Genomic DNA, 15,225 nt, shown 5'->3' with positions numbered 1-15,225 from the left:
GGATGACGCCCCGACCGGTTCACCCGCCCCGACAGAACGCGGCGTAATCGATATACCCGGGGAACGGCACACCCGGCGCACACACCGGGCACTGCGGGTCCGGCCCGATGCCGGTCTCGCGGAAGCGCATGCCCAGCGCATCGAAACGCAGCAGGCGCCCCACCAACGGCTCGCCGATGCCCAGCAGCAGCTTCAGCACTTCGGTGGCCTGCAGCACCCCGGCCAGGCCCGGCAGCACGCCCAGCACGCCTGCCTCGGAGCAGTTGGGCGCGAACTCCGGCGGCGGCGGCTCCGGGAACAGGCAGCGGTAGCACGGCGCCACGCCACGCTGGCGGCCGGCGTCGAACACGCTCACCTGGCCGTCGAAGCGCTCGATGGCGGCGTAGACCATCGGCTTGGCGTGCTTGATGCAGGCGTCGTTGAGCAGGTAGCGCAGCGGGAAGTTGTCCGAGCCGTCCAGCACCACATCGACATCCTGCAGCAGGCGGTCCACGTTCTCCGAAGTCACCCGCTCGGGCACCGCCTCGACCTCGATGGACGGGTTCAATGCCAGCAGCCGCTCGCGCGCCGAATCGACCTTCAGCTGGCCGACGCTGGCCTCGGTATGCACGATCTGCCGATGCAGGTTGCTACGCTCCACGCGGTCGTGGTCGGCGAAACGCAGGTGCCCTACCCCGGCGGCCGCCAGATAGAAGCCGGCCGGTGCGCCCAGCCCACCGGCGCCCAGCACCAGCACCCGCGACTGCTGCAGCCGGCGCTGGCCGCCCTCGCCCACCTGCGGCAGCAGCAGATGGCGCGAGTAGCGGTCGTAGAAATCGCGGTCGGCGGCACTGGTCAGCGGCTGCACCAACGGCAGCGACAACTCACGCCAGGCCACGGTGCCGCCAGCGACGGAGCCGACGTTGGTGTAGCCCGCATCCAGCAGCGCCTGCGCCGCATCGGCCGAGCGCTTGCCGCTCTGGCAGATCAGCAGGATTTCCTGGTCCGGCAGCGGCAGGTGCGCGACCGCGTCAGCCAGCAATTCACCCTTGGCCACGCCGCGCGCACCTTCGGCCATGCCGCCGGCCCGCTCATGCGCCTCGCGCACGTCGATCAGCACCGCGCCATGGGCCACGCGCACTCGCGCCTGTTCGGGGGAAAGCTCTGGAATGCTCATGGCCGCATTATCGCGCAGGTGGCATCGACCCGCCTTGACCAGGATCTGTAGAGCCGAGCCTATGCTCGGCTGGCGCGCGGCAATGCGCGAAAAGCAGCCGAGCATGGGCTCGGCTCTACAGGTGCACCACAAGCGTAGCCAGGCGCTATGCCGGCTGACTGCTTCCAACCTGCTGCTGAAGAACACCGATGAGCGCTTTCAGCCCGGGAGGAACATGCCGATGGCCCGGGTAGTACAGCGAAAGACCGGGGAACTCGGGACACCAGTCCTCAAGCAACCGAAGCAGGCGACCATCGGCCAACGGCTCCAGCACCAGATGCTCGGGAACGAACGCAATACCGATGCCGTCAACGGCGGCGTCGACCATCAACGGCTGATCCGTCAGCGTGATCGGCCCGGAGACGTTGACCCGCTCGGTGACGCCCTGGCGCTCGAACTCCCAGCGATAGATCGCCCCGCTCTCGAACCGGAAGCGGATGCAGTCGTGCTGATGCAGATCCAGTGGCCGCAGTGGCCGTCCACGCGCGTCCAAGTACGCCGGTGAGGCAACCGCCGCGAACCGCATGGGCGGCGTCACCGCTACCGCCACCATGTCCCGCGGCACGGCTTCGGCAAGGCGGATACCCGCATCAAAACCGTCCGAAACGATATCGCCCAATCTGCCGTCACTGACGATGTCCAGATGCACCTGCGGGTACTGGCGGAGGAACCGTGCAAGCACCGGTTTCAGCACGAGCCGTATGGCCCCTTCGCTGGCATTGATGCGGACGGTGCCACGCGGCGCGCCCGCTTCGGTATCCACCGACTGCAGCGCCTCCTCGATGGACGCCATTGCCGGCCGCAGCTTTTCCGCCAAGCGCTCGCCGGCGTCGGTCAGCGAGACGCTGCGCGTGGTGCGATTGAACAGGCGTGCGCCCAGCCGCTGCTCCAGCGTCTTGATGGCATGGCTGATCGCCGACGGCGTGATGTTCAACTCCGCGGCCGCACTGCGGAAGCTGCGATGCGCTGCCACTGCGAGGAACGCGGTGAAGGCGGCCAGATCACCCCCACCCGATTGCTGAATGAGATTCACCATGTCGTCAGATATTGAAGCGATTGTCTTGATAGTCAGCGGATTCTACGCTCAGCGCTGTCGCGGGCGCAGGCCCTCGGCGCTCATCCACCGAGACAGGATCAAGACGATGAAGATGATGAAGGCGGTTGTGATGACCGGGCCGAACAAGCCGTGGCAGGTACAGGACGTCCCGGTACCCGCGATCGAACCGGGCCAGATACTGGTCAAGGTTCACGCGTCCGGCATGTGCTACACCGATGTATGGGCAACCCAGGGTTACGGTGGCGACATCTATCCCCAGACGCCGGGGCACGAAGTAGTCGGAGAAGTGGTGGAGGTGGGCGCCGGCGTGCACTCGCGCCGGGTGGGCGATCGCGTGGGCAGCACGTGGGTCCAGTCGTCCTGCGGGCGTTGCCCTTACTGCCGCGAGAACCGTCCCTTGTCCGGACAGACGGCAATGAACTGCGATGCACCTCGCACCACCGGCTTCGCCGCGCAGGGTGGCCATGCCCAGTACATCGCGATCTCCGCCGAAGGCACGGTACTGCTGCCTGACGGACTCTCCTACGTGGATGCGGCGCCGATGATGTGTGCCGGCTACACGACCTGGAGCGGGTTGCGCGATGCGGCACCCCAGCCACGGGAAAAGATCGCGGTACTTGGCATCGGCGGGCTTGGCCACGTCGCCCTGCAGCTGTCCAGAGCCTGTGGCTTCGAGACCATCGCAATCACGCATTCCGCGGACAAGCATGCACTTGCCCTGCAGTTGGGCGCCGACCAGGTCGTTGCCAGTGGCAAGGAACTGAAGGCGATCGGCGGCGCCGACGTGCTGCTGGTGACCACCAACGAATTCAGCTCGGCCGAAGAAGCCATGACCGGCCTGCGTGTCGATGGACGCGTGGTGCTGTGCGGGCTGGACTTCAGCCAGCCCTTCTCGATCTCGTCCGACGGCGTACCGTTCCACATGATGCGCCAGCGCGTGATCGGCGCCACCCATGGTGGCCAGCACTATCTTGGCGAAGTGCTGGCGCTTGCCGCCACCGGCAAGGTAAAGCCGATGGTCGAGACCTTTGACCTGGACCACGCGACCGAGGCCTATGACCGCCTGGCATCGGGCAGGATGAGGTTCCGCGGGGTGCTGCTGCCGTGGGGCAGCGCCTGAGAAAGCGCGCCGTAACGCGCCACAACGAAAAAGGCGGCCCTGCGGCCGCCTTCTCGTGGATCACTTGCCCTTGACGTGCTTCATCAAGCGCCGCTTGGCCTTGACCTGCCGTTCGGTCAGCACGTTCTTCTTGCCTTCGTACGGGTTGGCACCCTCGCGGAAGATGAACTGCACCGGCGTACCGATCAGCTTGAAGCGCTTGCGGAAGAAGTTCTCCAGGTAGCGCTTGTACGATTCCTGTAGTTCCTTCAGGCGGGTGCCGTGCACGATGAAGGTCGGCGGGTTGGCGCCGGCCGGATGCACATAACGCAGCTTGGAGACATGGCCGCGGATGGTCGGCGGCGGGTTGGTCTCGTAGGCCACTTCCAGCGCCTTGTTCACTTCGCTGGTGGTGAAGGTCTTGTTCGCCGATTCGTGCGCGCGGTGCACCGCACGGAACAGCTCGCGCAGGCCCGAACCATGCTTGGCCGAGATGCGCACCGATTCGGCCCACGGCACGAAGCCCAGGCGCAACGACAGCATCGTTTCCGCCTGCTCACGCTGATAGTCGGTCAGGCCGTCCCACTTGTTGATCGCGATCACCAGCGCGCGGCCGGCATCCAGCACGGCGCCGAGCACGGTGGCGTCCTGGTCGGTCACGCCTTCGGTGGCGTCGAGCATCAGCACGGCCACCTGGCACTGCTCGATCGACTGCATGGTCTTGACCACCGAGAACTTCTCGACGACCTCGTCCACGCGCGAACGGCGACGCAGGCCGGCGGTGTCGATCAGGCGATACTCACGACCGTCACGCTCCAGGTCCACCGAGATCGAATCGCGGGTGGTGCCCGGCACGTCCGAGGCGATCATCCGCTCTTCGCCGAGGATGCGATTGACCAGGGTCGACTTGCCCACGTTCGGGCGGCCGACGAAGGCGATGCGCACGCGGTTCGGATCGTTGTCCAGTTCTTCGCCGCTGCCCTCTTCCGGCAGGCGCTGGATGACTTCGTCCAGCAGGTCGTCCAGGCCCTGGCGGTGGGCCGCCGACACGGTCAGCATCTCGCTGAAGCCGTAGCGGGCAAACTCCGAACGCACGGTGTCCTCGTCGGTGCCGTCGATCTTGTTGATCAGCAGCAGCGTCGGGCGTGACAGCTTGCGCAGCCAGGCCAGGATCTCATCGTCCATCGCCGAGGTGCCCTCGCGGGCATCAACGACAAACAGGATCAGGTCAGCTTCGCCAGCGGCAGCGCGGGCCTGGCGCGTGGTAGCGCCAGCCAGGCCTTCTTCTTCCTCTGCGATGCCGCCGGTATCGACGACGAGGAAATGGTTGTCCTCGTCAAGCCGGCAGACGCCATAGTTGCGGTCCCGGGTGACGCCGGGCTGGTCATGGACCAGGGCGTCACGTGTACGGGTCAGTGCATTGAATATGGTCGACTTGCCGACATTCGGCCGTCCAACCAGGGCGACCAAAGGCAGCATCGCGATTACTCCGTATTAATTTGCCAACCGGAATGCGGTCAGCTTGCCATCAACGTTCTGCACCAGCAGCACCCCATCGACGACGATTGGCTGGGCCAGAAGCGCATCACCGCCGCTTTTCGCCCGCGCCGCCATCGCGCCATCGGAGGCCTGCAGCCAATGCAGGTATCCCTTGTAGTCACCGACCACCACGTAGTCGCCGTGCAGCGCCGGACCGGTCAGCGAGCGCCGGGCCAGTGCGGTCTGCGACCACATCGCCGCGCCGCTGGCCTTGTCCAGGCCGAACACGCCGCCCTTGTTGTCGGTAACGAAAACATTGCCCGAAGACACCGCCACACCACCGGCACCGCCGTGGTCACGCGCCCAGAGGGGGCGACCGGTCGGGCCTTCGATGGCCATGGTCTGGTTCTTGAAGCTGCTCACGAACAGCGTATTGCCGTCGAGCACCGGGGCGCCATCAACGTCGGCCATGCGGTCCAGCTCGGTACGGCCTTCGCCGGTGCCGACGTTCTGGTCCCACAGCGTGCGGCCGTCCTGCATGGCCAGCGCAGCAACGCTGCCCTCGTCCTTGCCGATGAACAGCACGCCCGGACCGGCCACCACCGCCGCGTTGCCACGCACGGTCAGCGCCGGCAGCTCGCTCGGGTTGAACCACTTCTGGGTGCCGTTGCCGGCATCGAACGCGGTGACGCGGCCATCATTGCTGCGCACGAAGACCATGCCCTGGGCAATGGCCGGCGCGGCGATGACTTCGTTCGGCACGCGTGCGCGCCACTTCTCGCTGCCATCGTTGATGTCCAGCGCGATCACCTGGCCATCGAGGGTACCGATGACCACCAGGTTCTCGCCGACGCCCGGACCACCGGACAGCCGCAGCTTGGCCTTCTTCTTTTCCTTCTTCGGCTCCCAGGTCCAGACCTTCTTGCCGGTCTGCAGGTCGATGGCGTGCACGCCACCGGTGATCGCCGCGGCGAACACGTGACCGTTGGCCACTGCCGGGCCCTGGCGCACGCCAATGCGGCGCTCGCCCTTGCCGAGGTTGACCGACCAGGCCTTGTTGACCTTCAGGGTCGGCTCGAACTTCACCAGTTCCGCCGGCTCCTGTGCCTTCTTCGCTGCTGCGTCCTTGCCGGCGAACCAGCCCTTCATGGTGCTGCAACCGGACAGCGCCATACCGAGCAGGAGTACGGTGGCGACGCGCGTGATCATGACCTTCTGACTCATCAAACCGACTCCGCAGGGGCGGCGACGGTGCCGCCGGCGTCCATAACCTTGGTTTCCAGCAGTCGCCGCTGCGGCGCTGCCACGTCCAGCGTCTTCAGCGCCTTCTCATACTGTTCGCGGGCCGCGTCACGCTTGCCCTGCGCCATCAGCGCATCGCCATGGATTTCCAGGCTGCTGCTGTCGGTGGCGCTGCCCAGCAGCTTGATCGCTTCATCGCCCTTGCCGGTAGCCACCAGCAGGCGCGCCACGCGCTGGTCGACCACGCGCTGCAGGTCGCCTTCGACCTTCACCGCGCGCAGCGTAGCCAGCGCTTCTTCATTCTTGCCCGCATCGACCTGGGCCTTGGCCAGCTGCAGCGCCGCCAGGTCGCCGTAGATGCTGGACGGGCCAGCCTCCAGCGCCTTGACCGCCTTGGCCGCGTCGTCGAGCTTGTTCTGCTGCAGGCCCACCAGGGCCTTCTGGTACTCGACATTGGCCGAGGCCAGCTTGCCGCCCTGGTCCTTCTGGTACCACTGCCAGCCGGCAATGGCACCGATGGCGATGACTACGCCACCGAGGATGCTGGCACCATTCTTCCGCAGCCAGCTGCGGACGCGTTCACTTTGTTCGTGCTCGTCGAGCAGGTCGTCGATCGCCATGCGTACTCTCGCCCCGCCCGTCGGGAGGGACCATTGGGATTATCGAAGGTGGTGAAACCGCGCCTCAGTGTGAAACCGGGACAACGGAGCCTTCAGAGGATACCTGAAAGCGTGCCACGTTGGCTCGCTGATAGGGCGTCAGATCGACGATAGCGCCGTTCTGCTGAACCTGGACCGCCGAAGCATTGCCCAAGGTGACGCGGGCAACCTGGCCCGGTGTGAAGCTACGGCTCTCACCGGACTTGATGAGCGCCTTCTCCACGGTGGCGCCATCGGGGCCACCGATATCGACCCAGCTGTCGCCGCTGAACTGCATGTCCAGGTTGGCGGCCGGCGCCGGCGCAGCCCGCGGCACCGGGGCCAGCGAGGCGACGTAGGGGGTAGCGGTCGGCTTGATGACGGGCGCGGCCGCCACTTCGGCGGGCGCTGCAGCGGCGGACCCGGGACCGGCCGGGGTAACCGGTACGGCGGCCGGGATCACGTCCAGCGAGGCGGTGTTCGGCGAAGGCGCGGTGCCATCGAAGTGGCCACGGGTGGCGAACCAGACCGGGACCGCCAGCACGGCGGTAATACCGACATACAGCGCACGGCGGCCGAGATTCTCGGCGATCCGGCGCGCACGCGGGGTGTGGGTGTGGCTGACCAGGGTCGGCGGAACCACCGGGCCAACCTGGGCCTGTTCCAGCAGCTCGCTGACATCGACACCGAGCAGGCGGGCATAGCTGCGCAGCTGGCCGCGCACGAACACCGGCGCACCCAGCTTCTGCCACTGCTCGTGCTCGAGCGACTTCACCACTTGAACCGGCATGCGCAGGCGCTGGCCGACGTCTTCGAGGGTCAGTCCGGCGGCCTCGCGGGCCTGGCGCAGGCGGGTGCCGCAGCCGGCCACAGTCTCGAGATCGCTCACAGTCTGGTCATCAATCACAATGCATCAACCCTGGAGTTAGGAGCCCGCGTCCTGCGGAAATTCCTGTCGAATCCGCTGAAGATAGCGATCAGATGCCGCCTGATCACCCAGTCGCGCCTCGATTTCAGACGCAAGTTGTAACACGGAACGCGTGGCCGGTGCAGCCGCAATCCTACGTTCGGCGAAGGCCCGGGCCTCCATGAACTGGCCGTGTCGGTAGCTCAGCTGGGCCATCGCCTCCAGGGCGACCGGGTTGTCCGGCACCTGCGCCAGAGCGGCCCGCAGGTCGCGCTCGGCGCGTTCAAGCTGGCCAGCGTCCAACGCACAACCACCGGCATTGGCCAGGGCAGCAGCGGGCGTGGCGTAGTCCGGGGCAGCCAGGGCACGATCGAACCAGACCAGCGATTCGGCCGAGTGGCCGTGCTGGCACAACCATGCCGCGTAATTGTTGAGCACGTCACCGCGTTTCGGCGCCAGCTCCGCAGCGCGACGGAAACCATCCCCCGCCTGCTGCTCGCGCCCCCTGCGGTCTTCGACTCCGGCCAGCAGCATCACCGCATCCACCTCGCTGGGCTGGAGCTTCAGCGCACGGCGCACCTTGCGCTCGGCCTCGTCCAGATTGCCCACCTGCATGTCGCGGGCGGCCAGCGCCAGCAGATCCTCGTAGTGGAACTTCTGGCGTACGCCCGGCGCATCGCGGACGCTGTGGATCGGCGCGACCCCGCCCGGGCCGATCGGAATCTCACTCGTGGTCGTGCAACCGCCCGCTGCCAGTGCCAGCGCGCCTGCGAACAGGGCCACCGGCAGGCGATCAGGCCGCCGCATCGCTCCCCTTCCCTGCCTGCAGTGTCTTGTTGAACTCTGCCTGGCGGCGGGTGCGGTCCATGACCTGGCCCTTGAGCTGGCCGCAGGCGGCGTCGATATCGTCGCCACGGGTACGGCGCACCATCGTCAGCACGTTGCTGTCGAGCAGAATCTTCTGGAAGGCGCGGATATGCGCTTCTTCGGAACGCTCGTAGCGGGTGCCCGGGAACGGGTTGAACGGGATCAGGTTGACCTTGCCCGAGTCCCTGGCCTGCACCGCGTTGTCGAACTGGTGCATCAGCCGCGCCAGCTGGCGGGCATGCTCGGGCTGGTCGTTGATGCCCTTCATCAGGGTGTATTCGAAGGTGACCGATTCACGGCGCTTGTTGGCGCGCAGGTAGCGTGCGCAGGAGGCCATCAGCTCGGCGATCGGGTACTTCTTGTTGAGCGGCACGAGGGTCTCGCGCAGCTCGTCGTTCGGCGCATGCAGCGACACCGCCAGCGACACGTCGCTTTCGGTGGACAGGCGGTCGATCTGCGGCACCAGGCCGGAGGTCGACAGGGTCACGCGCTTGTTGGCCAGGCCGTAGCCCAGATCGTCGCGCATCACGCTCATGGCGCGCACGACGTTGTCGAAATTCATCAGCGGCTCGCCCATGCCCATCATCACCACGTTGGTGAGGCGGCGCATCTGGTGCGGCACGTTGCCCAGGTGGCGCGCGGCAATCCACACCTGGCCGATGATCTCGGCGGTGGTCAGGTTGCGGTTGAAGCCCTGGGTAGCGGTGGAGCAGAACGTGCAGTTCAGGCCGCAACCGACCTGCGAGGACACGCACAGCGTGCCGCGGGTCTTGTCGGGGATGTACACGGTCTCGATGGCGTTCTTGCCATCCACGCCCATCGCCAGCAGCCACTTGTGGGTGCCGTCGGCGGAAGGCTTGTCGAAGATGATGTTCGGGACGAGGACCTCGGCATGCTCCTGCAGCTTGGCGCGCAGGACCTTGCCGAGGTCGGTCATCTCATCGAACTCGGTGACGTAGCGATGGTGGATCCACTTCATCACCTGATGGGCGCGGAATTTCTTCTCGCCGAGAACCTCGACGAAAAACTTCTCCAGGCCCGCGCGATCGAGGTCGAGCAGGTTCTGCTTGCCAGCCGTGGGTGCCGACTTCGGCAGCGGCTGGATGGCGATTTTCTGTACGACCTCGTTCACGGCATTACTCTCAGCGCGAGACGACTTCGGTGGCGGCGAAGAAGTAGGCGATTTCAATCGCTGCATTCTCGACCGAGTCCGAGCCGTGGGCGGCATTGGCATCGATGGATTCGGCGAAGTCGGCGCGGATGGTGCCCGCAGCGGCTTCCTTCGGGTTGGTGGCGCCCAGCAGGTCGCGGTGGGCCAGGACGGCGTTCTCGCCTTCCAGGGCCTGGATCATCACCGGACCGGAGATCATGAACTCGACCAGTGCGTTGAAGAACGGACGCTCGCGGTGCACGGCGTAGAAGCCTTCGGCTTCACGGCGCGACAGCTGCTTGTACTTGGCGGCCACGACCTTCAGGCCAGCCTTTTCAAAGCGGGCGTAGATTTCGCCGATGACGTTCTTGGCAACGGCGTCCGGCTTGATGATCGAAAGGGTGCGCTCCAGCGCCATGGGATGTCTCCAATGGAATCGGGCCGCTGATGGCCCGAAGGGTAACAAAAAAAAAGCCGCGTCGAAACGCGGGCTTAGCCTGATAAACGTGTGCGGATTGTAAAAGATAAAGCCCGCGCGTGGTAGAGGGCCGTGCGGCCCTCCAGTAGAGCCGAGCCCATGCTCGGCTGGCCTTTGGGCCGAAGAGCAGCCGAGCATGGGCTCGGCTCTACAGGTTCAGGTCCGCCCATTCACCCACCTGAGTGAAATCTGACCGGGCCAAGCATTTTTGCTGCACTGCAAAATGCCATACGGTACCGTCTGGTTCTAGTATCAAACAATCGTTTGATTAAGGTCCGCCCGCCCGATGGCCAAGCCCGCCCACTTCTCGACCAAGGACCGGATCCTCGGCGCCGCCGAGGAGCTGTTCGCCCAGCACGGCTTTGCCGGCACCTCGCTGCGCCAGGTCACCAGCCAGGCCGACGTCAACATCGCTGCGGTGAACTACCACTTCGGCTCCAAGGAAAACCTGGTCAACGAGGTGTTCCGCCGCCGCATGGACGAGATGACCGGTGCCCGCCTGGCCCAGCTCGAGCGCGCCCGCAACGAACACCCTGGGCAACTGCGGCCGGTGCTGGCCGCCTTCGTCGAGCCGGCCCTGGCGCTGGCCCAGGACCGCCAGAACGGCGGCGCCTTCGTCCGCGTGATCGCCCGTGCCTACGCTGAAAAGAACGACAACCTGCGCAAGTTCCTGTCCGACCACTACGGCCACGTGCTGCGTGAGTTCGGCAAGGCGATCGCCACCTGCGTGCCTGGCCTGAGCAAGGAGGAGCTCTATTGGCGCCTGGATTTTCTGGCCGGCTCGCTGACCTATGCCATGGCCGATTTCGGGCTGATCAAGCGACCCGCCGGTGTCACCGAAACGGCGCATCGTGCCCATGCCGCGCATGAACTGATCCATTTCGCCGAGGCCGGATTCCGCGCCGCCGCCCGCAGCGGCAGCGCCCTGCCCGCCTCCATTGATTCCACCCAGTAACTGCTGACCAACAAAGGCCCTACACCATGTCCAATTCCCTGCTAGTCCGCCGCGCCGCCGTGCTGGGTGCCGGCGTCATGGGTGCCCAGATCGCCGCCCACCTCACCAATGCCGGCGTCGACACCGTGCTGTTCGACCTGCCCGCAAAGGAAGGTCCGGCCGATGGCATCGTGCTGAAGTCGATCGCCAACCTCGGCAAGCTGAGCCCGGCACCGCTGGCCAGCAAGTCGCTGGCCGAAGCCATCACCCCGGCCAACTACGAGACCGGGCTGGAACAGCTGAAGGACTGCGACCTGATCATCGAGGCCATCGCCGAGCGCATGGACTGGAAGCAGGACCTGTACAAGAAGATCGCCCCGTTCGTGGCCGACCACGCGGTGCTGGCCTCCAACACCTCGGGCCTGGGCATCAACAAGCTGGCCGACGTGCTGCCGGAACAGCTGCGCCACCGCTTCTGCGGCGTGCATTTCTTCAATCCGCCGCGCTACATGCACCTGGCCGAGCTGATTCCGGCCACTACCACCGACGCCAGCGTGCTGGAAGGCCTGGAAGCCTTCCTGGTCACCACCCTGGGCAAGGGCGTGGTGTACGCCAAGGACACCCCGAACTTCATCGGCAACCGCATCGGCGTGTTCTCGATCCTGTCCACCATCCACCACACCCAGCAGTTCGGCCTGGGCTTTGATGAAGTGGACGGCCTGACCGGCCCGCTGGTCGGCCGCCCGAAGTCGGCCACCTACCGCACCTCCGACGTGGTCGGCCTGGACACCATGGCCCACGTCATCAAGACCATGGGCGATACCCTGCCGAATGACCCGTGGCATGAATTCTTCAAGTCGCCGAAGTGGCTGGATGCGCTGATTGCCAAGGGTGCACTGGGCCAGAAGACCGGCGCCGGCATCTTCCGCAAGGTCGGCAAGGACATCGTGGTGCTGGACCTGGAAAAGCAGGACTACCGTCCGGCTGACCGCGCCGCCGCACCGGAAGTGGTCGAGATCCTGAAGATCAAGAACCCGGCCGAGAAGTTCGCCAAGCTGCGCGAGAGCCAGCATCCGCAGGCGCAGTTCCTGTGGGCGACCTTCCGCGACCTGTTCCACTACAGCGCCTACCATCTGGCCGACATCGCCGAGACCGCGCGCGACGTCGACCTGGCCATCCGCTGGGGCTACGGCTGGTCGCTGGGCCCGTTCGAAACCTGGCAGGCCGCCGGCTGGAAGCAGGTCGCACAGTGGATCGCCGATGACATCGTGGCCGGCAAGAGCATGAGCAACGCCCCGCTGCCGGACTGGGTGTTCGATGGCCGCGACGGTGTGCACGCCGCCGAGGGCAGCTACAGCCCGTCGCGCAACGCCAAGCTGCCGCGCTCGTCGCTGCCGGTGTACCAGCGCCAGCGCTTCCCCGATCCGCTGCTGGGCGAGAAGTTCGCACCGGGCGAGACCGTGTTCGAGAACGACGGCCTGCGCATGTGGCACGACGGTGATGGCATCGCCGTGGTCAGCTTCAAGACCAAGATGAACACCGTGTCCGACCACGTGCTGGACGGCCTGCAGGAGTGCGTCACGCGCGCCGAGAAGGACTTCCAGGGCCTGGTGATCTGGCAGCAGAAGGAGCCCTTCTCCGCCGGTGCCGACCTGGCCGGCGCGCTCGGCCTGCTGCAGGCCGGCAAGGTCGACCAGTTCGAGGAAATGGTGCACAACTTCCAGCGCACCAGCCAGCGCATCAAGTACTCGCTGGTGCCGGTGGTGGCTGCGGTGCGTGGCCTGGCCCTGGGTGGCGGCTGCGAATTCCAGATGCACAGCGCCAAGACCGTGGCCTTCCTGGAAAGCTACATCGGCCTGGTCGAGGCCGGCGTCGGCCTGCTGCCGGCCGGTGGCGGCCTGAAGGAACTGGCCGTGCGCGCCTCGCAGGCCGCAGGCCCGGGCGGTGACGTGTTCGCCGAACTGAAGAAGACCTTCGAGACCGTGGCGATGGCCAAGGTGTCCAACTCGGCGGTCAACGCCCAGGAACTGGGCCTGCTGCGCAGCACCGACAAGGTGGTGTTCAACAGCTACGAAGCGCTGTACATCGCCAAGGCCGAAGCACGTGCGCTGGCCGAAGCAGGCTACCGTCCGCCGCTGCCGGCACGCCGCATCCAGGTGGCCGGTGACGTCGGCATCGCGACCTTCAAGATGATGCTGGTCAACATGCTGGAAGGCCGCTTCATCAGCCCGTACGACTACGAGATCGCCGAGCGCATCGCCACCGTACTGTGCGGCGGCAAGGTCGACCGCGGCACCCTGGTCGACGAAGAGTGGCTGCTTACCCTGGAGCGCAAGCACTTCGTCGAACTGGCCCAGCAGGAAAAGACCCAGGCCCGCATCGCGCACATGCTGAAGACCGGCAAGCCGCTGCGTAATTGATTGATGGTGGGTGCCGGCTTCGGGTCGGCATCCCTCTGCCTCTGGTAGGTGCCCACCTTGGTGGGCACACCGGCAAAAAACTTCGAGAGATCACTGCAATGACCAAGCAAATCCAGGACGCCTACATCGTCGCCGCCACCCGTACCCCGGTTGGCAAGGCGCCCAAGGGCATGTTCCGCAACACCCGCCCCGACGACATGCTCGCCCACGTGCTGCGCAGCGTCGTCGCACAGGCGCCGGGCGTGGACGTCAACCGCATCGATGACGCGATCATCGGCTGTGCGATGCCGGAAGCCGAGCAGGGCATGAACGTCGCCCGCATCGGCGTGCTGCTGGCCGGCCTGCCGAACACCATCGCCGCGCAGACCGTGAACCGCTTCTGCTCCTCCGGCCTGCAGGCCGTGGCGCAGGCGGCCGACGCGATCCGCCTTGGCAATGCTGACCTGATGCTGGCCGGCGGCACCGAATCGATGTCGATGGTGCCGATGATGGGCAACAAGATCGCGATGGCGCCGAGCGTGTTCGACAACGACCACGTCGCCATCGCCTACGGCATGGGCATCACCGCCGAGAAGGTCGCTGAAGAATGGAAGGTCTCGCGCGAAGACCAGGATGCGTTCGCCCTCGCCTCGCACCAGAAGGCCATGGCCGCCATCCAGAACGGCGACTTCAAGGACGAGATCACCCCGTACGAGATCATCTCGCACCAGCCCGACCTGGCCGACGGCAAGCGCATCATCACCCGCAACAAGGTTGCCGACACCGACGAAGGCCCGCGTCCGGATTCCTCCGCTGAAGGCCTGGCCAAGCTGCGCCCGGTGTTCCGCAACGGCCAGTTCGGCGGCACCGTCACTGCCGGCAACTCCTCGCAGATGAGCGATGGCGCCGGCGCGGTGCTGCTGGCGTCGGAACAGGCGATCAAGGATTACGGCCTGACCCCGCTGGCCCGTTTCGTCAGCTTCTCGGTGGCCGGCGTGCGCCCGGAAGTGATGGGCATCGGCCCGATCGCCGCGATTCCGAAGGCGCTGAAGCAGGCCGGCCTGACCCAGGACCAGCTGGACTGGATCGAGCTCAACGAAGCCTTCGCTGCACAGTCGCTGGCGGTGATCCGCGATTGCGGCCTGGACCCGAGCAAGGTCAACCCGCTGGGCGGCGCGATCGCCCTGGGCCACCCGCTGGGTGCGACCGGTGCGATCCGTACCGCGACCCTGCTGCACGGCCTGCGTCGTCGCCAGCAGAAGTACGGCATGGTGACGATGTGCATCGGCACCGGCATGGGCGCGGCGGGCATTTTCGAGGCGCTGTAAGGTTCAAGGCGTTGCCGGCGGACGTGTCGGTGTATTGAAGGGCCCGGGTGGGTGAGGCTGCCCGGGACACGCCGTAAACCCATCCATGGGGGCTTGGCAGCGGCATCCATGCCGCTGACAGTCCCGGTCAGCCTCACCCACCCGGACCACCCAACATTCCGCGCGGCGGAGGGGTGAGCAAAGGCAGTAGATCCACGCCATGCGTGGATGCTTTCCACGATGGGGTCAGAGCCACGAAAAAGGCAGCCAATGGCTGCCTTTTTTTTGCTTTTGCCCTTGCCCTTGATTCCGCCCTACCCGTCCGCGCCCGCAGGAAACCAGGCTGGCGGGACGGGTGGGCCTTTGCAGGACCGTTGGCGCCATGGATGGCGCCATCGAGCCCCCATGGACGGGTTGCGGTGGTCTAATCAACTTGGACACTCGATAGGATCATTTTCGAGCATCGAGGTAGA

13 protein-coding genes are annotated in these 15,225 nt (G+C 66.0%); 4 read left to right on the top strand and 9 right to left on the bottom strand.

The features are described from left to right. Positions 1–19: 19 nt before the first annotated feature. Together moeB and HFK18_RS14860 are read right to left on the bottom strand one after the other, a co-directional pair. A complete protein-coding gene (moeB, locus tag HFK18_RS14865) occupies positions 20–1,156 on the bottom strand; it encodes a molybdopterin-synthase adenylyltransferase MoeB (protein ID WP_180166847.1) in 1,137 nt (378 codons plus the stop codon). A gap of 145 nt (positions 1,157–1,301) precedes the next feature. After that, a complete protein-coding gene (locus tag HFK18_RS14860; protein WP_180166846.1) occupies positions 1,302–2,231 on the bottom strand; it encodes a LysR family transcriptional regulator in 930 nt (309 codons plus the stop codon). A gap of 106 nt (positions 2,232–2,337) precedes the next feature. Between HFK18_RS14860 and HFK18_RS14855 the strand changes: the two genes are divergently transcribed. Beyond that, the gene (locus HFK18_RS14855) at positions 2,338–3,372 is read left to right on the top strand and encodes an alcohol dehydrogenase catalytic domain-containing protein (protein WP_180166845.1); all 1,035 of its coding nucleotides are present in this window, start codon (positions 2,338–2,340) and stop codon (positions 3,370–3,372) included. A 60-nt stretch (positions 3,373–3,432) separates the two neighbouring features. Here the strand turns inward: HFK18_RS14855 and der are convergent, their stop codons facing one another. The 7 genes from der to ndk all read right to left on the bottom strand — a co-directional run bounded on the left by der (position 3,433) and on the right by ndk (position 10,052). After that, positions 3,433–4,830, bottom strand: coding sequence for a ribosome biogenesis GTPase Der (der, locus tag HFK18_RS14850; RefSeq protein ID WP_025874993.1), 1,398 nt, complete (start codon positions 4,828–4,830; stop codon positions 3,433–3,435). A gap of 15 nt (positions 4,831–4,845) precedes the next feature. Continuing rightward, the gene (gene bamB / locus HFK18_RS14845; protein ID WP_140227102.1) at positions 4,846–6,054 is read right to left on the bottom strand and encodes an outer membrane protein assembly factor BamB; all 1,209 of its coding nucleotides are present in this window, start codon (positions 6,052–6,054) and stop codon (positions 4,846–4,848) included. Then, on the bottom strand, positions 6,054–6,692 hold the full coding sequence (locus tag HFK18_RS14840) for a tetratricopeptide repeat protein (protein WP_025874997.1): 639 nt from the start codon (positions 6,690–6,692) through the stop codon (positions 6,054–6,056). The genes bamB and HFK18_RS14840 overlap by 1 nt, the downstream gene beginning before the upstream one ends. Positions 6,693–6,756: 64 nt before the next feature. Further along, positions 6,757–7,617, bottom strand: a complete 861-nt coding sequence (locus HFK18_RS14835) for a RodZ domain-containing protein (protein ID WP_180166844.1) — start codon at positions 7,615–7,617, stop codon at positions 6,757–6,759. An 18-nt stretch (positions 7,618–7,635) separates the two neighbouring features. After that, positions 7,636–8,424, bottom strand: coding sequence for a type IV pilus biogenesis/stability protein PilW (pilW, locus tag HFK18_RS14830; RefSeq protein WP_180166843.1), 789 nt, complete (start codon positions 8,422–8,424; stop codon positions 7,636–7,638). Further along, positions 8,411–9,616, bottom strand: coding sequence for a 23S rRNA (adenine(2503)-C(2))-methyltransferase RlmN (rlmN, locus tag HFK18_RS14825; protein WP_032977561.1), 1,206 nt, complete (start codon positions 9,614–9,616; stop codon positions 8,411–8,413). Before rlmN ends, pilW begins: the two co-directional genes overlap by 14 nt. Positions 9,617–9,626: 10 nt before the next feature. Beyond that, complete coding sequence (gene ndk, locus HFK18_RS14820; RefSeq protein WP_008265389.1) at positions 9,627–10,052, bottom strand: nucleoside-diphosphate kinase; 426 nt, start codon at positions 10,050–10,052, stop codon at positions 9,627–9,629. A gap of 346 nt (positions 10,053–10,398) precedes the next feature. On the opposite strand from ndk, the gene HFK18_RS14815 reads away from it, so the two are divergent. The 3 genes from HFK18_RS14815 (at position 10,399) to HFK18_RS14805 (ending at position 14,773) form a co-directional block, all read left to right on the top strand. Further along, positions 10,399–11,067, top strand: coding sequence for a TetR family transcriptional regulator (locus tag HFK18_RS14815; RefSeq protein WP_025875011.1), 669 nt, complete (start codon positions 10,399–10,401; stop codon positions 11,065–11,067). 26 nt (positions 11,068–11,093) lie between these two features. Then, complete coding sequence (locus tag HFK18_RS14810; protein WP_089240532.1) at positions 11,094–13,466, top strand: 3-hydroxyacyl-CoA dehydrogenase/enoyl-CoA hydratase family protein; 2,373 nt, start codon at positions 11,094–11,096, stop codon at positions 13,464–13,466. A 98-nt stretch (positions 13,467–13,564) separates the two neighbouring features. After that, positions 13,565–14,773 carry an acetyl-CoA C-acyltransferase gene (locus HFK18_RS14805; RefSeq protein ID WP_180166842.1) on the top strand — a complete coding sequence of 403 codons (1,209 nt, stop codon included), beginning with the start codon at positions 13,565–13,567 and terminating at the stop codon, positions 14,771–14,773. Positions 14,774–15,225: the final 452 nt, after the last annotated feature.

This window comes from Stenotrophomonas sp. SbOxS2 (genome assembly GCF_013416715.1).
Lineage (GTDB): Bacteria > Pseudomonadota > Gammaproteobacteria > Xanthomonadales > Xanthomonadaceae > Stenotrophomonas > Stenotrophomonas lactitubi.
The sequence above is the reverse complement of the archived record's forward strand: the minus strand, read 5'-3'. Positions and strand labels throughout refer to the sequence as shown.